Source organism: Cytobacillus sp. FSL K6-0129, from assembly GCF_038007625.1.
Classification (GTDB): domain Bacteria; phylum Bacillota; class Bacilli; order Bacillales; family Cytobacillaceae; genus Cytobacillus; species Cytobacillus kochii.
The window spans coordinates 4288426-4309332 of record NZ_JBBOXM010000001.1 but is presented as its reverse complement, the minus strand read 5'-3'; the positions used below and the strand labels follow the sequence as shown (position 1 = coordinate 4309332).

Here is a 20907-nt window from a genome sequence, read left to right as displayed (position 1 = left end):
CCCACACTCCTTTTTTATATCTATCATAAGGGTAATCTATTGTTGTGAAAAGTGATAAACCTTAAGAAAATTGCATATCTCATCCAGTCAGTTTCAACAAACACAGGGAGATTCTAATTAAAGCAATTCAATAGCTCATCTTAAAAAAACAAAAAAAGAACGGCACGACTAGATATCGCTACCGCTCTTCATTTGATTTACTTCGTAATAATAATCGGGCCTTCCTTCGACACGATAACTGTATGTTCACATTGCGCAACAAAGCTTTTATTAGGTGTAATGAAAGTCCAGCCATCACTTTGTTCACGAACTTCTTCATCTCCAGTGGAAATAAAGGGTTCGAAAGCGATAACCATCCCTTCACGTAATAATTGATTATCCCAGTTATCAAAATAATTAAGAATATGATCTGGCTTTTCATGTAAAGAACGACCAATTCCATGGCCAGTTAAATTCATAATAACATTAAAACCATTATTTTTTGCTGTTTGGTAGACAGATTTTCCGATTCGATTAAGTTTCGTACCTGGCTTTATTTTTTTTAGGCCCTCATCAAAAGCTTTTTGCGCTGTTTCACATAAAGACTGTAGTTTCTCATCCCCATTACCTACAACGATTGATAAACCTGTATCAGCGAAATAACCATTTTTTGATCCAGATACATCAATATTAACTAAATCTCCATCTGCAATGACTCTATTTCCAGGGATACCGTGTGCTACTTCCTCGTTTACACTAATACAAGTATATCCTGGAAAGTCATACTCACCCTTTGGACCAGATAATGCCCCATGCTCTTCAAACATCTTTCCAGCTATCTCATCCAATTCTTTAGTTGTGACGCCAGGCTTTGTTTGAGCAATCATTTCATCTCTGATTAAAGCAACAATTTTCCCAATTTCCTTTAAACCCGCTAAATCTTCTTCAGTTTTTACAATCATAACGATTCCTACCTTTATTTAGTCTCTATCTATATTATAGTCTATTTATCATTAAGAAAAAAAGGATTCCAGTAAGTTTGTAATTGTACTATTTTTTAGAAAACAACCGCTTGTTTTCGCCAAAAAAAATACAAGCCCTTCATCAGGCTTGTATTTCAGCATATTATAGTTTAACTACATTAGAAGCTTGTGGGCCACGTTGACCTTCTTCCACTTCAAATGTTACGCTTTGTCCTTCATCAAGCGTTTTGAAACCTTCCGTTTGGATAGCTGAATAATGTACGAACACATCTTGTCCTTCTTGTGTTTCAATGAAACCAAAACCTTTTTCTGCATTAAACCATTTCACTTTTCCTTCTGCCATGAATAAATCCTCCTTATGTATAACACATAAATTATGACTATTCTTGTGGAACATACATGAAGCAAACGTCTACAAACGCATCCTACTTACATTCCGAACAAAAATAATTTCTTTCATAATAGCAGAAAGTGGAAAAGAATGCAAAGGTAAAAGCGGGAATTTTTCGAAAATTTTTATGATACTTAGATATTTTACCCTTTTAATGTATGATAGATGTATATATGACGAAGGAGTTTTCTTATGTTTGAATTGTTCATTACTATGTTAGAGAGGCTAGGTATTATTGTTACCATAGCCTTTATTCTAACACGGTTCCAATTTTTTCGAGATATGATTTATAAGGAAAATGTAAAAAAAGATCTACAATTAAAAGCGATCTTATTTTTTGGTTTTTTCGGAATAATCGGGACGTACACAGGTTTATCTTTAAATGCTGAGACATTTAATATAGACAGATGGGCATCTAATTTAACAAGTGAAGAAGCAATTGCTAACTCACGCGTAATAGGTGTTGTTTTAGCTGGGCTTTTCGGTGGTTATAAAGTAGGTTTGGGTGCTGGATTAATTGCTGGAATCCATCGTTTTACACTAGGTGGTTTTACTGCCTTTTCATGTGGATTAGCAACGATTATATCCGGACTAATAGCAGGCTATTTTCATAAGAAGAAAGACCATGTAAAGCTATCTTCTGCCTTTTTTATAGGAGCTACTGCAGAAGCCGTTCAAATGCTTCTTATTCTCCTTCTTTCGAGGCCGTTTGAAAAGGCCGTCTCTTTAGTTGAAGTAATTGGTGTTCCAATGATTATTGCAAACGGTGTAGGATCAGCCTTATTCCTCCTTATCATTAAAAATGTAGTGAATGAAGAAGAAAAGGCAGGAGCACTACAAGCGCAAAAGTCATTACGAATCGCTGATCAAACTTTATCACATCTTAGGAAAGGAATGACACAGGTCTCCACTAAGGCTGTGTGTACCATATTATTAAGGGAAATACATGCAAAGGCAGTCGCCATTACAAATAAACATGTGATTCTTGCCCATGTTGGTTCAGGTGATGATCATCACCGAGTAGACCACCCCATCCAAACAGAAATCACAAAGGAAGTAATTAATAATGGTAAACTAATAGTAGTAGGTAATGAAGAAATACAATGTCAAAATGAGCATTGTCCACTTGGAGCAGCTGTCATTGCTCCCCTAAAGCAACGCGGGCAAATCATCGGTACTTTAAAGGTATATTTCACCTCTGAGAAGGAAGTGACTAATTTAGAAATTGAGTTGATCTCAGGTTTAAGTGTGTTACTAAGTAATCAGCTAGAAATAGCCGAAGCAGATAAAGCATTTCAATTGGCTAAAGAAGCAGAAATTAAAGCTTTGCAAGCGCAAATTAGTCCCCATTTTCTTTTTAACACATTAAATACCATTGTATCTCTCGTCCGTATTGATGCCGATAAAGCAAGAAAACTGCTTATTACTTTGTCTCAATTTCTAAGGCAAAACTTAAATGCAACAACCGCAAACCGTATCACTTTGGAACAAGATATTCTTCATATGAAAGCCTATTTAATGATAGAACAAACGAGATTTGAAAACAGAATTCAAGTCGATTATTATATTGAAAATGAAGTTCTTAATAGTAAGATTCCACCGCTCACCTTACAGCCTATTGTAGAAAATGCAATTAAACATGCATTTAAGCAAATGAACAAAAATTGTATGATTAAAGTACAAATTAAACAAATGAACAATGAAGTTGCTATATCTATTAAAGATAATGGTCTTGGTATTGATCATGATCGGTTAAAGCAAATTGGGAAAGAACCAATCGCATCAAAAATAGGCACAGGTCTTGGATTATACAATGTAAATAGAAGGTTAATCATGACATTTGGGGAGAACGCCCGATTACACATAAATAGTGAAGAAAACAATGGAACGGAAATAACTTTTAATATACCAATGGGGGAAAAAAATGAAGACAAAGATTAAAGTGCTCGTTGTAGATGATGAACCGTACAGCCGGGAAGAATTAAAGCATTTGTTATCCATATTTGACTCTATTCATATTGTTGGCGAAGCTGATTCTGGAGAAGATGCCATCATACAAACGATTCAATTACAGCCAGATATCGTTTTTCTTGATATCGAAATGCCCAAAATGGATGGCATGCAAACAGCTAAAAGTTTAATGGAATTCAAAAATCCACCTAAAATCATATTCGCAACAGCTTACCCTCAGTTTGCTGTAGAAGCTTTTCGTTATGAAGCGATTGATTACTTACTGAAACCATATGATGAAGAGCAAATCTCTGAAACGGTCAGCCGGATCATCAAATATTTAAAACCAATAGATCTACCTAAGCAAAGTAAATTAGCTGGAAAGCTAGCAATTGAAGACAATGGAGAAATTATTTACATCGAACCTAAAGATATTATTTATGTTTATAAGGAAGATAAATTTTCACGAATCATAACTGTAGATAATGCCTATGAGACAAAAGCATCATTAAAAGAGCTAGAAAATCGACTATCTACTTATTCTTTCTGTAGAATACATAAAAGCTATTTTGTTAATTTAAGATATATTAATAAACTTTCTCCTTGGTTCAATGGGGCATTTCAGTTAGAGCTAAAAGGATCGAATGAAAAACTTTCTGTCAGCAGAAATTATGTAAAAGATTTAAGAACAAAACTAGAAATATAGGTCATGGAGCTCAATTAATTATCAGACTATTTACACTAAAAAATGCATCTTAATTTAATTTAAGGACCTCTTAATCACGGATTTATACATGTTATGCTCAAAATACTCAACCTTGAATCATAGTCATTTATAATAAATGAAAACGTATACATTAACAAAGGGGGCAATGCTATGATTACATTTTTTTCTTGTATTATCTTATTAATTATTGGGTATTTCACCTATGGTAAGTATGTTGAGAAAGTTTTTGGGGTGAAAGGAGCTAGAGCAACACCTGCATTCACACACAAAGATAATGTCGACTATCTACCTATGAGTACATCTAAAAACTCACTTATTCAATTACTTAATATTGCTGGTACAGGTCCAATTTTCGGGCCAATTTTAGGTGCTTTATATGGACCAGTCGCGTTTGTTTGGATCGTTATCGGTTGTATCTTTGCAGGTGCTGTACATGACTACTTAACAGGTATGATTTCTATAAGAAATCGCGGAGCTCACTTGCCTGAGTTAGCTAGTAAATTTTTAGGAAAAGTTATGAAGCATGTCGTAAATGCTTTTGCAATACTATTGTTATTATTAGTAGGTACAGTCTTTGTTTCTACTCCTGCTAGTTTATTACACCTTTTAATGGACGGAAAAGTCGCACTAGGTCTTATTATCGGATTTATTTTTCTTTACTATATTTTAGCAACACTCTTGCCTGTTGATAAAATCATTGGTCGTCTTTATCCTTATTTTGGTGCGTTATTAGTAATTAGTGCATTGGGGGTTGGTATCGGTCTTTTAGTCACAGGTGCACCTATTCCTGAGCTTTCTTTTCAGAATTTTCACCCTGACAATGCTCCTTTGCTACCTTTATTATTCTTTACCATTTCATGTGGGGCGCTATCTGGATTCCATGCTACCCAAACACCCATCATCTCTAGAACAACTCAAAATGAGACGCAAGGAAGAAAGATTTTCTATGGAATGATGATTGCAGAAGGTATTATTGCCATGATTTGGGCCGCAGCTGCAATGAGCTTATTTAATGGTTATGGTGGCTTAAATGAAATGCTTGCTGCCGGTGGTCCTGGTGCAGTAGTTAGTGAAGTATCTACAACTTTACTTGGAGCAATCGGTGGTACATTAGCTGTGTTAGGGGTAGTGGTACTTCCTATCACTTCAGGCGATACCGCATTTAGAAGTGCTAGAATGATAATTGCCGACTATATTAAGTTTCCTCAAGTTAAGTTCTCTAGTCGATTATGGATTGCTGTACCGTTATTTGGAATTTCCATGGTACTTACCCAAGTCGATTTTAATGTATTATGGAGATACTTCAACTGGGCAAACCAATCAACAGCTGTAATTGCATTGTTTGTCGGTGCTATGTACTTATATATTGCTAAAAAGAATTACTTTATCGCTTTAATACCAGGTAGTTTTATGTTAGTGATGGTAATTACGTATATCTTAAATGCCCAAATCGGCTTTGGTCTCTCTATGACTACTTCTTGGATAGGTGGAGCTATAGGCGCTATCGTTTTAATTACAATATTCTTTATTGCTGCACGGAAAGCTAGAGCTAATAAAATTCCATTGGAAGAAGATATATCTAATTGGAATAATAGTGTAGCTTAATGTTTCATATCTTTATATGAGTCTCTGATTAACAATCAGAGACTCTATCGTTAGTAATGTCAGTTCTATATTATTACACTTTAAATGGACATAGGCTCATAGTAAAAAAGGTGCTTTCACAACGATCATTTACAGTGAAAACACCTTTTTATACGATAGATTTGATATTATTTATGAGGAAATCAAATATACTTCTTGACTTTAGGCTGATACTTACGCATCGGACCTTTCCTTAAAACATCCTTTAAATATGATTCTCCATTTGGATTTTTGTTTTTCAGTAATTCTAGTAAATATGTAATATCATCCATTGCTCTATGATTTTGATAGTTTGTGATTTGGTGACCTTTTAAAAGCGTCAATAATTTACTGTTATAGAAACCATATTCTTTCCACGGGACCCCTCTCATCGTACAATACCATTTCAGTTCATTTACATCATTAGGGTACATTTGATAGAGAAAGCTTCTATCAAATGATGCATTATGAGCAAGTACGATATCCGCATATGCGAACATCTTCTTTATTTCACGATCATCAAAGCTTTTCCCCACCACTTCTTCAAAAGGGATGCCGTGAATTTTATAAGCTTGATTATAATTTCTTAATGCACTGGTGGTTTCCGGCTCTCTTAAATAGCTTCGTTCGTCTTTTATGGTAAGAATATCACCTGTCTGTTGATCAAATGAAAATAACTTCAAGGCGATTTCAATTACTTCATCATTAATTGGCGACAAGCCCGTTGTCTCTACGTCAAGAACAAGCCCTAACCCCTCATGTATTTGCACACTAACCCTCCATTTTCTTTTTTTGTTTAGCATATAATAGAAAAATAAAAATTGCTAGGAGAAAAAGAAAGGAAATCTTTTATTCTTTATCTAATTCATATTCATTATGGTTTTTAGAAAATAGTAGGCATCACCTATTATATTTTTCTTAATTTTCCGCATTTTTATTGTCAGATGCAAGGAAAACATATAAAATTTTCCTATACACTAAAAGGGATGTGAAAAAATGGTCATTACCACTCATTTTTTCCTTAATCTATCACTGTTAATTGTCATCCTATTTTTTCTGCTTGTATGGACTGAAAAAAATCTCGGTTTTCATTTTTCAAGAACATCGGCAACTATTAGTCTGGCATTGATGATTGGTATTTGTTATATTTTTTCATTTGAACCTGTGCCTGGTTTAATGATGGACCTAAGGATTATACCTGTAATATTAGGTGGATTGTATGTTGGTGTCGGCCCTTTACTCATAATTGTCGTTATTGCTGTAAGATGGTTTTACGGAATGAATTTAGGATTCTATGTAACTATGTTTGAATACCTTTTGCTGGGATGTTTGTTTTTATATTTATACCCAAGATTTAAACAGATTTCTGCCAATAAAAGAATTATTCTAGCTGTTCTTATTACGTTTATCTCTAGTATCGTTTCACTAATTTTATATGAATTATATGTACCACAATTACACTCACTTGATTTATGGTTTGCTCTTCTTACCATTCCAGCTCTTGGTGTAGGAATGGCAGTATATATTATTGAATTTGTCTTCAAAACAATCGATATGCAGAAAAAGCTTATTATCGCAGAAAAATTAGAAGCCGTTGAGCAAATGGGGGCAGCGATTTCACATGAAATTAGGAATCCACTCACAGCTGCTGCAGGATTTGTTCAATTATTAAAAGAACAAACACTTTCCCCTTCAAAAAGAAATGAATACTTAGAAATCGTCCAACATGAACTGGCATCAGCAGAACGTGTCATTCAAAACTATCTAACTTTTTCTAAACCTGGACTAGATAAAATTGAAACAATGAACGTAAAGAAAGAACTAGGTCATGTCATTAGTATACTACGCCCGATAGCTAATCAAAATTCGGTAGAAATAACAACTAATTTTTCTATCATAGGTGACATCGAAGGCGATCGACAAAAGTTTCAGCAATGCTTCTTAAACGTTATTAAAAACGCCATAGAATCGATGCCAAGAGGTGGCCAACTATACATAAGCTCTAATTATTCCTCTACGCACATTAGAATCGAAGTTCAAGATACAGGGCTCGGTATGACAGAAGATCAAATTCGTCGCCTAGGAGAGCCTTACTATTCCACAAAAGGAGCAAAAGGGACTGGATTAGGAATGATGGTTGTTTTTAGCATCGCCAGAGCAATGAAAGGAACAATAAAAGTACAAAGTAAAATTAATGAAGGAACCGTATTCATCTTTACTTTTCCCTCCGTCCATCCCCATTCTTCCTAACTTCAATATTATAAAGAGCAGGGAATCCTAGCATAGCTAGTAAATCCCCTGCTCTTAGCGCTTCAATATTTGCTGACTTTTATTTATGATAAACCCTTTAGAACGAACCAAGCATGTGACTCTGCATAAGTTCGAACTTCTTCAAAGTCTTTAACATAGCCTTTATGGTGTTGAATAAAACCATGTAGGGCAATGAAGGCAGAATAAATAAGTGATTCTTCAGTTTGTTGATCTTTTAATTGTAGAACAGCATATTCAAACCGGTAATAAGTTTTTTGGGCCATTTCTGTAATCGAATGCTTATCGTTGCTTGTATAAAAAGCAAATAACCCATCGTAACGGTGATGAAGGTTTATACCAAATTCCATGAAAGTAATTAAGATTTGTTTAAGCTTATCTATTTTATTATCATCACCATATTGAATAGTGACTAACATCTGCGTTAAATCATTGAAGTCTTCCTCAATTATTCGATATAATAAACCATCGATATGATTAAAATGAACCGTCAGATCCTTCACTTGGCATCTCATTTTCACAGCAATATCTTCTAAAGTAATATTCTGAAATGCATTATCAGTGACGAGCTCTTTAGCAACAGCCACTATTTTATCCGCAGATATGTTTTGATCATGGAAATGATTTGATGGCATATGTACACCCCCAACCCTATCAAATAGTAATTAAATTTTAGCATCAGGGTTGGTAAGAAACAATCATTAATCTACATATAAGATAATATTTGCTCAGACATTTTCTTTCCTTGTTTCTGTTCTCTTTCATCTACTACCCACCCATCGCCTACATGTTTTAAAGTAATCATCTCATTCAATCCTATTTTATTTTTATAGAGAATTAAGATTTCCTCTTGATTAAAGTAGATGAGTGGTTGAATGGTATTTTTATACTTTGATGTTGCTTCTTCATTAATATCCTTAACTAATTGCGTTACTGGTCCAAGACGATCATTCCAACCATTGTTGCTAGCTAGAAATTGAAATTGGTTAAATCGTGTTTGACGATAACTGCGCCATTTTTTTTTGAAGCTATGTTCAATGTCCTTTGCAACTTTCCGGTAGAAGTGATTCACTTTTTTCTCCTCCGCGTCTCCTTTATGTTTATAGGTAATGACCTTTGCTCCTAAAGGCGTTATGTCCAGTACAAGAGAATCTTGTCCATAAGGAGGTAAATACTCTTTTTCATAGGTAGTTATTTCAAGTTTGACAATAATATGATACCCTTTTCGATTACGTTTGATTTTCTTTATCTCCGTGTCATACAGATTGTATTGTTTTTCATACCCATAAAATTGATGAATTTCTTCGGTAAGCACAGGAGCGAGAGAGGTTAAAAGGGCCTCAGATACGATGGAAGAATCTTCATTAGCTAATATACTATTAGGAAAAAGAATGAAAATAAGTAATAAAATCATTACTGTTTTCTTCATGTGCAAACACACTCCTTTATCCTTTATCCTCTCCCGCATTTATATAAGTAACGGCTGTAATTTCTTCCTATTTACTGTTTGACATTAATCTCCTTCGACCACTTATTTTCCGGGAAATTTTTAAAAATAAAATAGAAAAAAGGCGATTAATGTAAATCCCCTAAGTTCTTTTGTCATATTCACCTTAAAACAAAAAGAAAAAAGCTATAGTAAAAAAGTCTATAGCTCTCAAACACCCAAGAAATTTAGTTTTTATATCAGTTTTCTGACAATCTCCTTGCCAATCTCAATAGACGCCGTTGCAGCAGGAGATGGTGCATTTAATACATGAATCGCACGCTTGCTCGGCAGTATGTAAAAATCATCCACTAATGAGCCGTCATCCTTCAATGCTTGTGCTCTTACTCCTGCTGGTCCAGTTTTCAAGTCTGCCGCTTGTATTTCTGGCATAAGTTTTTGTACATTCTTTAAGAAAAGCTGTTTAGAGGCTGAACGGATCATTTCCTCAATCCCTTCCTTCATATAACCACTTGCCAGCTTCCAAAAGCCCTTATATGCTAACACTTCAAATAAATCCGGTAAGTGAATATCTGTCTTTCGGTAACCTTCGCGTTTGAAGCCCAATACTGCATTTGGACCGACATCAATCGCACCGCCAATCATTCTCGTAAAATGAACGCCAAGGAATGGGAACTTTGGATTGGGAACAGGATAAATTAAATGCTTCACTAGATGACGTTTTTCCTCAACCAGTTGATAGTATTCACCACGGAAGGGGACAATTTTCATATCAGTTAATAATTTTGCCTTTTTCGCAATCCGATCGGAGTGTAGACCACCACAGTTGATATAAAATTGACCTTTTATATCTCCTTGATCAGTGATAACAACCACTTCATTATTATCCTCTTGAATGGCCACAACTTCATGATTAAGGAGAATATCTCCACCTTTATGGCGAATGATATCCGCCATTTTTTCAGACACTTGTCTATAGTTAACAATTCCTGCCATTGGTACATGAATGGCTCTTTTCCCATTTACATGTGGTTCTCTTTCCAATAATTCTTCTTTTTCCATTAATTGAATATCAAGTCCGTTCTGTATCCCTCTTTTATAAAGGTTATCTAATAGTGGCAACTCTTCTTCTTCACTAGCGACAATTACTTTACCGCAAATATCATATTCGATATCATTACTTTCACAAAAATCCTTCATGGATTGTCCGCCGATTTTAGCTAATCTCGCTTTCTCACTACCTGGCTTATAATATATGCCAGAATGAATAACACCACTATTATGCCCTGTCTGATGTGCCGCTACATGGCTTTCTTTTTCAACGATAGCAATCTTTAGTGCCGGTTTTTGTTCAAGTAGTTCTAACCCAACGGATAGACCAACAATTCCTCCACCAATAATAATATAATCATACATCCTTTTCACCTTCTATCATTTCTTTAAACCACATGCTTCTGCTAGTATCTCGACAATATGAACGACTTCAACCTTACTTTCTAATCCTTCACGCTTCACACCCATGCACATCTGCAAATGACAACCAGGATTAGAAGTGACAATTACTTCTGGAATCGTTTCTTTTACATAGGACATTTTTTCATCTAATATTTCCATTGATTCTTGATAATGAAAAACATTGTACGTCCCTGCTGAGCCACAACACATATCCATTTCCGGGAGGGGAATATACGTTGTTCCTGGTATACGATAAATTAACTCTAATGGCGATTTTTTTACTTTTTGCACATTTGATAAATGGCATGAGGGTTGATATGTAATTCTTTTTTCAACCTTCTTCGTAAATTCAATATCCAACTCTGCTAAAATCACACTAATGTCTTTACTTTTTTCAGCAAATCGTTTTGCTCGTTCAACCCATTCTGGTTCAGACTGAAGCAGTTGATCATATTCAACTAACATCGCACCACATCCACCAATACTATTAACAATATAATCATAGTGCTCTTTTTCAAATGCAACGATGTTTTCTCTTGCTAATTGTTTAGTGGTCTCGCTATCACCCTCATGATGCTGTAGAGCTCCACAACATGTTTGGTTTTTTATTACGGTTACTTCACATCCAGCATGCTGAAGCAACTTTATACTTAGATCATTGATCTTAGCAAAAAACACATCCATGATACATCCAGTAAAAAAGGCGACTTTTAGTTTTGTTTCAGTATCTGGGATAAGTGTGCCTTTTCTAAGTTCCTTATCAGGCTTTGTTATATTAGGTATAATGGCTTCAAATGCACGTAAATTCTCAGGTAGTACCCGAATCCCTTTTGTTACTTTGCCTAATTTTTCAATCCCGGATTGTTGATAAAACCTCAAGGAAAGATTCATTGTATTCAACATGCTCTTATTCGCAAGACCTTTTTTCATCGCCAAGCGATTGATAAGTGAGCTACCTTCCTGCTCCATTTTCACTTCTTTATAAGAAGATAAAATTTTTCCGTATTGAACATTGGTCGGACAAGCAGTCTCACATGCTCTGCAGCCAAGGCATAATTCCATCGAATCTTCTATTTCTTGAATCGAAATTTTACCCTCAGAAGCCATCTGTACTAAATTAATTCTTCCTCTAGGCGAATGCCTTTCTTTTCCCATTGTCGTATAAGTCGGGCAGGCAGGTAAGCAATACCCACATTGGACACAATCAAATGTTTCTTCGTATGCTAATTGATTATTCATCGACTAATACGAGCCTTTGATTTTCATTTTCGGGAAAAACCTTACCAGGATTCATGATATTTTTAGGATCCCATGCGCTCTTCATTCTTTTCATCATATCTAATCCAGCCTCCCCTAGCTCCATTTTCATAAACGGTGTCTTCATTGTGCCGATGCCATGTTCGCCTGATAAAGTCCCACCTAATTGTATAGCTGTTTCGAATATCTCAGCTACAGCAAGTTCGACTCTTTTCATTTCCTCTTTATCCCGTTTATCAGTAATAATATTTGGATGGAGATTGCCATCACCTGCATGCCCGAATACTACTAGATCTATATTGTATTTTTCTTTAATTTGTTTAAGCCGTTTAAACATTTCTGGGATTTTACTTCTTGGGATTGTCGCATCCTCAGAAATCTTCGTTGGTTTTTTTCTAACAATCGCTGGGGAGACAAGTTTCCTCGCTTTCCAGAGTTTCGCTGCAGCCACATCATTCGCTGCTATCTGAACTTCTCGTGCTCCTACCATTAGGCAAACTTGTTCTACTTGTTTACACTCATCAGCAATCGCCACTGGATGACCATCTAATTCTATAAGAATAATGGCATCAACATCGGTCGGAAGTCCGACTGATTCATATTCTTCAACAGCTATAATAGATGCTTGATCCATAATCTCCATCTTAGAAGGTAATATCCCAGATGTGAGAACTTTTGATATGGCTCTCCCTGCATCGACAATATCATCGAAAATGACCATCATCGTTCCAGTTGCTTGTGGCCGTGGAACTAGTTGTAGTGTTGCTTCAGTAATAATTCCTAAAGTACCTTCAGATCCGACTATCAGCTTAGTTAAGTCATAGCCAGTAACATTTTTAATTGTACGACCACCTGTTTTAATGACCTCTCCCTCAGGTGTAACGACTTCTAACCCCAACACATAATCCTTTGTTACCCCATACTTTAAGCCTCTTGGTCCACCAGCATTTTCAGCTAAGTTACCACCTATCGTTGACACATGCGCACTACTCGGATCAGGGGGATACATCAGCCCATATTTTTTCGCTGCTTTGTCTATTTCAGCTGTCAATACTCCTGGCGAAACAACAGCAATTGTATCATCACTATCTATTTCTAATTTTTGATTCCACTGTGAAAAGTCCAGGACCACTCCGCCATGAACAGGCAAGGGTCCACCACTTAGACTTGTTCCTCGACCTCTTGGATATAAAGGCACTCTATATTGATTGGCCACCTTTACGATAGACACAACTTCCTGTGTTGACATTGGCTGTATGACTAATTCAGGTAAATAAGTACCGAACGACCCATCATATGAATAAGAGACTAAATCCGCTTTTTCTTTTAACATTCTCGTTGGTGAATTTATGGCTTTTTGAAATTGTTCGACCATCTCATCTGTCAACATGATGGCACCTTCTTCCTTTACTTTTCTTCCCTTAATTTCTTTCGTACATTTTGTAGATGATTCTTCATTGCCTTTCTTGCATTTTCTTCATCTTGACTTTCAATCGCTTTATATATAGCTTCATGCTCAAGATAAACGCTTTCCCTTTTTCTTTGTAATCCTAAGTTCTTCTTTAATGAAAAAGCGACAGCCTTACGGTAAAGGTCACCGATATTATCCATGACCCCTACCATAAAGCTATTCTTTGTTGCTTCAATCATATATTTATGAAAATCTAAATCAGCTTGAAGACCCACTTCATCAGGGTTAGTAAGTGTCTCCTCTAGCCCTTTTAGCGCTTTCTTTATTTTCTCTAAGTCGGAAGAATCACGACGATTAGCAGCTAGAGCAGCGGCCTCTGTTTCCATTATCATCCTTAATTCCAATAATTCAAAAACCTCTTCTAAGGAAATATATTGCAATGTTAAGCGGTCCATCATATCGACAAGATGTAATTCTTTAACATAACTTCGGCCACCTTGTCTTGATTCAATGATCCCACTTGCTGATAAGACACTGAGTGCCTCCCTAACAGGAGCGCGGCTTACGCCAAATAATTTCGCCAATTCATTCTCAGAAGGTAATGGTTGATTGGGCGGAAACTCTTTGCTTTTAATTTTTTCATTTAATTGCTCTAATACTTGTGCCGATATCTTCTTCCGTTCAATTTTCATTTATTAATCTCCTTTACATATTCACCTCTACACCCTTACTTGTCTCCTTTCTTGTACGAATTAAATGAATACTGAATACAAGTGCACATACAGCCAGACCAGAAACATCAGTGATAATACCTGGTTTAATGAGCATCAATGCACCGAAAAATAATAAAATTCTTTCAATTACATGTAAGTAAGTATTCAAGTAATTCCCCATAGAAACAGCTAGCGCATAGACTCCTAGAGTACTAGTAATTAATACTAGTATAACAGAAAGAATTTCCACACTACCGCCATCAGGTGATTGGAGTAATAGTATTGGATTGTATGCAATCATAAACGGAATAATAAATCCTGCTAATGAAAGTCTTAAAGCTTCCCATGACGTTTTCATTGCATTTGCTCCAGCAATTCCTGCTGCCGTATAAGATGCAAGCGCTACTGGTGGCGTAATATTTGAAAGAGCACCGAACCAGAATACAAAGAAGTGAGCTGCAATTGGTTGTACGCCAGCCTCTACTAATGCAGGTGCAGCAGTTACAGCAACAACAATGTATAGTGCGGTAGAAGGTAATCCCATACTTAGCACAATACAAGTTAGCATAACGACAATAAGTATTAACCAAAGCTGTCCACCGGTTAAATCAACAATATTAAAAGCTAGTGTTGAACCTATACCTGTCATGGTAACAACACAAATAATAATACCGATTGCGGCACAAGCGATACCTACTTGTATTGTCCCTTTCCCTCCATCGATAAATGCTTCAATCATTTTCTTAATTGTGATTCTATTAGACTTATCTTTCGTTAACCAACTGGCAACAATAACGGAACCGATACCTGCAAAACCTGCAAATAATGCTGTTTTACCAATCAATAATGTTCCTATAACCACTATAATAGGAACAATCAGTACGCCTCTTTCCTTTAACACTTGTAAAACATTTGGTATATTCTCCTTACTAATCCCTTTTAACCCTTGTTTCTTCGCTTCTATATCAATCGCAAAGATGAGAGCGATATAATATAGAAAACTTGGGATAATGGCTGCGAGAATAACAGTAGTATAGGAAACACCTAAGAATCCAGCCATGATAAAAGCTGCTGCACCCATGATTGGTGGCATAATCATTCCACCAGTAGATGCTGCTGCTTCAACTGCGCCAGCAAATTTTGGTTTTAAACCAATTGATTTCATTAACGGGATCGTAAAAGCTCCTGTTGTGGCAACATTTGCTACAGCACTCCCACTTAATGACCCTGTTAAAGCACTAGATATAACAGCTACCTGTGCAGGCCCACCTCTTTTTCTACCTGCAATAGCTAATGCTAAATCGTTAAATAGTTGTGTCGCACCACTTGCAGATAAAAAGGCACCGAATAAAATAAACATAACGATAAAGGTTGATGCAGTTGATAATGTAAGACCCAAGATGCCTTCAGTGGTCATATATAAACGGTAAAGCAAACGTTCTAAAGAGAACCCCGCATGGCCAAATATCCACGGAAAAATTGTGCCAAATAAGGCATAGATAACAGAAATACCACAAAGGATTGGGATAAATAGACCTACAGCTCTTCTTGCTGCTTCAAACAATACGAGAATAGTAATAGCACCGAAAATATAATCAATTAAAATTGGCTGTGAGCCACGATCAACATGAATGGTTGTATAATTAATAATTAAATAACCTACACCCAAGATTGCTAATGCAACAAACAAATAATCAGCTAATGTAAAACGCCCACTTTTTGATGAAGATCTTGCGGGATATAATAAAAATGTTAAAACGAGAATAAAACCTAGAAATATTAAGTTTCTATAAATCTCCTGAATATTAGAAAGTCCATTTGAATAAATGGAAAATATAGATAATAAAATAGCTAATATCGCTACAACCTTGGCATACGAACCATGCAATACACGCATACCTCCGCCAGCCTCTTTATCTAAGCCTTGTTGATTTGCTGTTACGGCATCCCCTTTTACATTCGACATTTTCTAACCTCCTTATTTTGCCTCTGGCGGAATTAATTCCTCAGGAATCTCTAAACCAACTTCTTTAAAGTATTTGTAAGCACCTGCATGTAAAGGTACAGTCACTCCATCAAGTGCTGTCTCTAAAGTAATTTCTTTTGCAGAATTATGCACTTCATACATTTTGTCTAGATTCTCATAAAGCGTTTTTGTTAACGTATAAATTGTCTCTTCGTCAATATCTTTTGTTGTAGATAAAAGGTTAGGCTGTGCAATGGTTTGGATATCCTCCTCTACACGAGGATAAGTTCCTCCAGGAATCGTATAAGGGTACCAAGAGTTTGAAACAGCGTTAATTTTTTCTAACTGCTCATCTGTTACTTCAAGAATACTAGCTTTGACATTACTAGCAAACATATCTGTAATTGCTGAGATTGGGATGCCGGCTGGTAATGATCCACCGTCTAATCTACCATCTCTCATTGCAGAAACAGTATCGTTATAACCGAGATACTCTGGTGATATATTAGCTTTAGTTAATTCTAACCCTTGCATCATTACTACAGTTGATTGTTCTGTTCCGCTTGCTTGGGGTCCAACGGAAAAACGAGTGCCATCAATGTCTGAAATGTTACCGGTTTCAATAGCATTATCCATTAACACAAAATGTTCTACATTGGGCCATAACATAGCCACAGTACGTAAGTCTTTATAAGGTTTACCTGCAAAACCATCATCTCCAGCATAAGCTTGAGAAGATATTAACCCTTGAAGAATAGCTAAATGAGCTTCTCCCTCTCTTAAAAGCTCGATATTTTCAATCGAACCAGCAGAAGATTGTCCACTTGCTTGAATTTTCTTATTCTTTAATTCATAACTCCATATATTGGCCATACCTACTCCAATCGGATAATAAGTACCACCTGTTGAAGCTGTCGCTACGGATAAAAAGGTTTTATCTTCATTATCAGCAGCCGTCTTAATACCAAAAATGGTAAGAAAAATAATAGCAGCGATTGAGATTGTAATTTTTATTTTTTTACCTTTCATAATTCTCCCCCTTTCACCAAATGAAAACGTTTTAATTTCAATCTTGTATTACAAGTATACAAGAAAAAATTAAAAAAACAACAATTATTCTAAAAATTTATTCTACAAAAACAATTAACAATTATTTGTAAAAAAAGCTACAGGGTACTGTAGTGCTGTACCCTGTAGCTTTTTATTAATCTTTCTTTATAAATAAAACTTTAAGATAGTCTCCTTCGGGAAAAGAAGAAATCGTTTTAAAATCAATAGGTAATGAATATTCTTCAAGAATCTTATACTTTTCATTGCTTGTTGCAAATGCTTTTGAGACAAATGTTTTAAACTTTTTCATCGGCACATTACTTGCATTAGATGAAGCAACAATGATTCCTCCTTGATTAGTAATCGCGATAGCTTCTTCTAATAAAGCAGCATAATCTTTTGCAACACTAAAAGTATGTTTTTTTGATCGTGCAAAACTAGGTGGATCTAAAATGACAAGATCGAATGATAAATTTTTTCTCACCGCATATTTAAAGTATTTGAATACATCTTCAACAATGATATCCTGTTCTTCATAATCAATCCCATTTACACTAAACATTTCGATTGTCTTCGCTTTACTCCGATTAGCCAAATCGACACTCGTTGTTTTCACTGCACCGCCCAATGCAGCTGCTGCCGAAAAAGCTCCCGTATATGAGAATGTATTCAAGATTGTTTTACCATCAGCATATTGATCTCTTATTTTTTTCCTTACTTCTCTTTGATCTAGGAAAACCCCAACCATAGCACCATCATTAAGATAGATTGGATAGTTTATCCCGTTTTCCTTAACGATAATAGGAAATGTCGGCTTTTCTCCACAAACAAAATCATCATCTTCTACATACTGCCCTTTATGATTAAATCTTTTCTTTTCATAAATGGCCTTCACTGGCATACATTGCTCTAATGCCCTAATAATCTCCTGTTTGAATTGATAGATACCTTCACTATACCAACTAATGCAATAATACGTATCATAGTAATCTATTGTAACGCCTCCAACACCATCGCCTTCTCCATTAAATATTCTAAAAGCATTCGTTTCTGGGTCGTTAAAAAGTTTTTGTCTATGATTTACTGCTGCCTTCAGCTTTTCCATAAAAAAGGCTTGGTCTATTCGTTCATGCTGGTTTTTCGTTAATACCCAACCTCTACCTTTATTTTGAATTCCATAGTAACCTTTACAGAGAAACTGCCCCTTTTCATTCACTAGCTCAACAATCGTTCCTTCTGCCATTTGAGGAATTCGTTCAACAGATTGTTCATTTATTAATGGAAAACCTTCCTTATACTTCTTTATGTATGACGGTTTTACTGTTAACTTCATATACGCTCCACCTTACCAATCAATGATTTATTTATCGTACCACAAATAGCATCTTACAGACAAAGCCCTCTCAGGTTTATCTTGAGAGGGCTTTACCGTTTAACTTGCTTTATTCACTTCTTGAGAAATTTCTTTCATATTCGAAATTGCATGTTGATATTTTTCTTCATCAAATTCATTCTCACTTTTCGCCACGGCGATTGTCGCGATTCCGTTACCAATCATATTCGTAATGGCACGACCTTCACTCATAAAGCGGTCAACACCGAGTAAGAGTGCTAAACCTTCTAACGGAATAACTTGAATAGCTGCTAATGTCGAAGCCAACACGATAAATCCACTTCCTGTAACCCCAGCAGCTCCTTTAGATGTAAGCATAAGAATTAAGATAATCGTTATTTGCTGACCAATAGATAAATCTACTCCAAATACTTGAGCTAAGAATACCGTCGCCATTGAAAGATAAATAGAAGTCCCATCAAGGTTAAAGGAATAACCCGTCGGAATGACAAGACCAACAACTGATTTTGACGCACCGAATCTTTCCATTTTATCCATCATTCTTGGTAATACAGATTCAGAAGAACTCGTTCCTAATACGATAAGTAACTCATCTTTAATAAATCGTAAATATTTAAATAAGCTAAATCCATAATATTTACAAATGATGTTTAAAACGATAAAGATGAATAAGAACATTGTAATATACACACTCATCATCAACTTAGCGAGCGGTGCTAAAGAACCTAAGCCGAAATGTCCAATCGTATATGCCATTGCACCAAACGCACCGATTGGCGCAGCTTTCATGACATAACCGATAATCTTAAAGAACACATGGGATAACCGGTCAAGAAAATCAGTAATAACTTCTCCCCGTTTACCTAAAGAAGCAAGAGCAACACCAAATAGAATGGAGAAGAATAAAACTTGAAGGATATCTCCCTCCGCAAAAGCATTCACCATATTTGATGGTACGATATGTGTAACGAATTCGATCCAATCAATGCCTTCTTCAGCATTGGTTGTATATTGAGATACGTCACCTTGTTCAAGCTCATTAAAATTTAACCCGTCACCTGGTTTTACAATATTAACGACTAATAATCCAATAACGAGAGCAAGCGTGGTAACAACTTCAAAATAGATAAAAGCTTTCCCACCAACCTTACCAACTTTTTTCATATCTCCCATTTTTGCGATTCCTAAAACAATTGTTAAGAAAATAATTGGGGCAATAACCATCTTCACTGCATTAATGAAAGTAGTTCCTAACGGCTGTAATTCTTTACCTATATCTGGCCAAATTAAACCAACTAACACACCAAGTGCGATCGCTGTTAACACTTGAACGGTTAAGTTCTTAAAGATTCTTAAAAATCCCACATTAATCATCTCCTGTCACACTATCTATCTGACTATTCTTTGTAATTAGAATGATAGCGTTTTCAGAAAATGAAAAGAAGTTTATGGTCATAGTGAACATTTTGTTCATTTTGGTCTTATTAGTTGAGACAGTAAAAATGATTGGCATATATGGACTACTGCCAAGTTACATAATTTTAACCAGTAAAGGAGGAGAGTCCCCGATTACTCTTACCATAAGCATCTAAGTGAAATTTAAGGTCAAATTAGGGATAGATTAGACAAAAGAGAGCCACAATTTATTTAAGCTCTCTTTCGTCTAGTTATTTATTTTATGAATTCTAGTACTCTCTCTAACCATTTAATATTAAATTCCGCTTTATCAAATGCATGAGAAGCAATTAATTGGCTTGAGTCAGAGACTGTGTTATATTTTTCCTTTTCTTCTTTTTTCGTTTTTAATGTATCCCATTTTTCTTTTTCCTTTTGAATGGTTTGTTTCAAAATAGAAGCGGCTTCTTCTTTATTAATATAATTTAAGAAATGAATGGCAATATACAAATCTGCCACTTCCGTATATTTTTGAAAACAAAGATAGAGTTCTTCTACCAGATGGCCACGTCCCTCATTGGTTATCCGATAAAGTGTTTTTTCTGGGCGACTTCCTTCTTGTAGCTTTTGTACAGGCTCTATCCAATTCTTTTTATGTAATGCTTCAAAATCATAATAAAACTTTCCTTCACTAATCTTTATGAAAGGCTGTGCATTCATTAGTTTTTTGCGGATATTATAAGGATAGTCTACTGAATGTGCTAACATACCTAAGATATATATTCTAATCATTCACCCGTTCACCTCCAAAAACGTATATAGCTATCTTAACTTATACTGGGAGATAAACGCATCTGATTCTTTCATTATAGTTTCAATTAATAAGAGCATGTTCGTTAATTAATCGGTAAAATCTGTATACCTAAAAATAAAAATAC

Annotated in this window: 18 protein-coding genes; 4 read left to right on the top strand and 14 right to left on the bottom strand. The window is 35.6% G+C overall.

Features of this window, described 5'->3' with window-relative positions:
• Positions 1-197 precede the first annotated feature (197 nt).
• A complete protein-coding gene (gene map / locus MHI57_RS21945) occupies positions 198-941 on the bottom strand; it encodes a type I methionyl aminopeptidase (RefSeq protein ID WP_095370122.1) in 744 nt (247 codons plus the stop codon).
• Positions 942-1104: 163 nt separating this feature from the next.
• Entirely contained in the window at positions 1105-1305 is a 201-nt protein-coding gene (locus tag MHI57_RS21940) for a cold-shock protein (protein ID WP_095370123.1), read from the bottom strand.
• Between the two features lie 240 nt (positions 1306-1545).
• Between MHI57_RS21940 and MHI57_RS21935 the strand changes: the two genes are divergently transcribed.
• The 3 genes from MHI57_RS21935 (at position 1546) to MHI57_RS21925 (ending at position 5635) form a co-directional block, all read left to right on the top strand.
• On the top strand, positions 1546-3294 hold the full coding sequence (locus MHI57_RS21935) for a sensor histidine kinase (protein WP_095370124.1): 1749 nt from the start codon (positions 1546-1548) through the stop codon (positions 3292-3294).
• Positions 3278-4009, top strand: a complete 732-nt coding sequence (locus MHI57_RS21930) for a LytR/AlgR family response regulator transcription factor (RefSeq protein WP_307317561.1) — start codon at positions 3278-3280, stop codon at positions 4007-4009. The genes MHI57_RS21935 and MHI57_RS21930 overlap by 17 nt, the downstream gene beginning before the upstream one ends.
• Before the next feature lie 171 nt (positions 4010-4180).
• Positions 4181-5635 carry a carbon starvation CstA family protein gene (locus MHI57_RS21925; protein ID WP_095370126.1) on the top strand — a complete coding sequence of 485 codons (1455 nt, stop codon included), beginning with the start codon at positions 4181-4183 and terminating at the stop codon, positions 5633-5635.
• A gap of 182 nt (positions 5636-5817) precedes the next feature.
• On the opposite strand, the gene MHI57_RS21920 is transcribed toward MHI57_RS21925, so the two are convergent.
• The gene (locus MHI57_RS21920) at positions 5818-6423 is read right to left on the bottom strand and encodes an exonuclease domain-containing protein (RefSeq protein WP_095370127.1); all 606 of its coding nucleotides are present in this window, start codon (positions 6421-6423) and stop codon (positions 5818-5820) included.
• 226 nt (positions 6424-6649) lie between these two features.
• On the opposite strand from MHI57_RS21920, the gene MHI57_RS21915 reads away from it, so the two are divergent.
• A complete protein-coding gene (locus MHI57_RS21915; protein WP_307317566.1) occupies positions 6650-7903 on the top strand; it encodes a sensor histidine kinase in 1254 nt (417 codons plus the stop codon).
• A gap of 83 nt (positions 7904-7986) precedes the next feature.
• On the opposite strand, the gene MHI57_RS21910 is transcribed toward MHI57_RS21915, so the two are convergent.
• The 11 genes from MHI57_RS21910 to MHI57_RS21860 form a co-directional block, all read right to left on the bottom strand.
• On the bottom strand, positions 7987-8556 hold the full coding sequence (locus MHI57_RS21910) for a TetR/AcrR family transcriptional regulator (RefSeq protein ID WP_095370128.1): 570 nt from the start codon (positions 8554-8556) through the stop codon (positions 7987-7989).
• 71 nt (positions 8557-8627) lie between these two features.
• Complete coding sequence (locus MHI57_RS21905; protein WP_340978186.1) at positions 8628-9350, bottom strand: DUF3888 domain-containing protein; 723 nt, start codon at positions 9348-9350, stop codon at positions 8628-8630.
• 252 nt (positions 9351-9602) lie between these two features.
• Positions 9603-10784, bottom strand: coding sequence for an L-2-hydroxyglutarate oxidase (lhgO, locus tag MHI57_RS21900; protein WP_095370130.1), 1182 nt, complete (start codon positions 10782-10784; stop codon positions 9603-9605).
• 15 nt (positions 10785-10799) lie between these two features.
• Positions 10800-12062: a (Fe-S)-binding protein gene (locus MHI57_RS21895; RefSeq protein WP_322910027.1), complete on the bottom strand. Its 1263-nt coding sequence runs from the start codon at positions 12060-12062 to the stop codon at positions 10800-10802.
• Entirely contained in the window at positions 12055-13470 is a 1416-nt protein-coding gene (locus tag MHI57_RS21890; RefSeq protein WP_095370131.1) for an FAD-binding oxidoreductase, read from the bottom strand. Before MHI57_RS21890 ends, MHI57_RS21895 begins: the two co-directional genes overlap by 8 nt.
• A 17-nt stretch (positions 13471-13487) precedes the next feature.
• The gene (locus MHI57_RS21885) at positions 13488-14183 is read right to left on the bottom strand and encodes a FadR/GntR family transcriptional regulator (RefSeq protein WP_095370132.1); all 696 of its coding nucleotides are present in this window, start codon (positions 14181-14183) and stop codon (positions 13488-13490) included.
• 13 nt (positions 14184-14196) lie between these two features.
• Positions 14197-16170, bottom strand: coding sequence for a TRAP transporter permease (locus MHI57_RS21880; protein WP_095370133.1), 1974 nt, complete (start codon positions 16168-16170; stop codon positions 14197-14199).
• A gap of 12 nt (positions 16171-16182) precedes the next feature.
• The gene (locus MHI57_RS21875; protein WP_095370134.1) at positions 16183-17199 is read right to left on the bottom strand and encodes a TAXI family TRAP transporter solute-binding subunit; all 1017 of its coding nucleotides are present in this window, start codon (positions 17197-17199) and stop codon (positions 16183-16185) included.
• A gap of 175 nt (positions 17200-17374) precedes the next feature.
• Positions 17375-18553, bottom strand: a complete 1179-nt coding sequence (locus MHI57_RS21870; protein ID WP_340978185.1) for a class I SAM-dependent rRNA methyltransferase — start codon at positions 18551-18553, stop codon at positions 17375-17377.
• A 99-nt stretch (positions 18554-18652) separates the two neighbouring features.
• Complete coding sequence (gene dctP, locus MHI57_RS21865) at positions 18653-19939, bottom strand: C4-dicarboxylate transporter DctP (RefSeq protein WP_233435288.1); 1287 nt, start codon at positions 19937-19939, stop codon at positions 18653-18655.
• Between the two features lie 306 nt (positions 19940-20245).
• The gene (locus MHI57_RS21860; protein ID WP_095370136.1) at positions 20246-20761 is read right to left on the bottom strand and encodes a PadR family transcriptional regulator; all 516 of its coding nucleotides are present in this window, start codon (positions 20759-20761) and stop codon (positions 20246-20248) included.
• Positions 20762-20907: the final 146 nt, after the last annotated feature.

Bases quoted from the DNA above. Each gene is read 5' to 3' on its own strand.
- map (WP_095370122.1), bottom strand. From the start codon at position 941: ATGATTGTAAAAACTGAAGAAGATTTAGCGGGTTTAAAGGAAATTGGG.
- MHI57_RS21940 (WP_095370123.1), bottom strand. From the start codon at position 1,305: ATGGCAGAAGGAAAAGTGAAATGGTTTAATGCAGAAAAAGGTTTTGGT.
- MHI57_RS21935 (WP_095370124.1), top strand. From the start codon at position 1,546: ATGTTTGAATTGTTCATTACTATGTTAGAGAGGCTAGGTATTATTGTT.
- MHI57_RS21930 (WP_307317561.1), top strand. From the start codon at position 3,278: ATGAAGACAAAGATTAAAGTGCTCGTTGTAGATGATGAACCGTACAGC.
- MHI57_RS21925 (WP_095370126.1), top strand. From the start codon at position 4,181: ATGATTACATTTTTTTCTTGTATTATCTTATTAATTATTGGGTATTTC.
- MHI57_RS21915 (WP_307317566.1), top strand. From the start codon at position 6,650: ATGGTCATTACCACTCATTTTTTCCTTAATCTATCACTGTTAATTGTC.
- MHI57_RS21910 (WP_095370128.1), bottom strand. From the start codon at position 8,556: ATGCCATCAAATCATTTCCATGATCAAAACATATCTGCGGATAAAATA.
- MHI57_RS21905 (WP_340978186.1), bottom strand. From the start codon at position 9,350: ATGAAGAAAACAGTAATGATTTTATTACTTATTTTCATTCTTTTTCCT.
- lhgO (WP_095370130.1), bottom strand. From the start codon at position 10,784: ATGTATGATTATATTATTATTGGTGGAGGAATTGTTGGTCTATCCGTT.
- MHI57_RS21895 (WP_322910027.1), bottom strand. From the start codon at position 12,062: ATGAATAATCAATTAGCATACGAAGAAACATTTGATTGTGTCCAATGT.
- MHI57_RS21890 (WP_095370131.1), bottom strand. From the start codon at position 13,470: ATGTTGACAGATGAGATGGTCGAACAATTTCAAAAAGCCATAAATTCA.
- MHI57_RS21885 (WP_095370132.1), bottom strand. From the start codon at position 14,183: ATGAAAATTGAACGGAAGAAGATATCGGCACAAGTATTAGAGCAATTA.
- MHI57_RS21880 (WP_095370133.1), bottom strand. From the start codon at position 16,170: ATGTCGAATGTAAAAGGGGATGCCGTAACAGCAAATCAACAAGGCTTA.
- MHI57_RS21875 (WP_095370134.1), bottom strand. From the start codon at position 17,199: ATGAAAGGTAAAAAAATAAAAATTACAATCTCAATCGCTGCTATTATT.
- MHI57_RS21870 (WP_340978185.1), bottom strand. From the start codon at position 18,553: ATGAAGTTAACAGTAAAACCGTCATACATAAAGAAGTATAAGGAAGGT.
- MHI57_RS21860 (WP_095370136.1), bottom strand. From the start codon at position 20,761: ATGATTAGAATATATATCTTAGGTATGTTAGCACATTCAGTAGACTAT.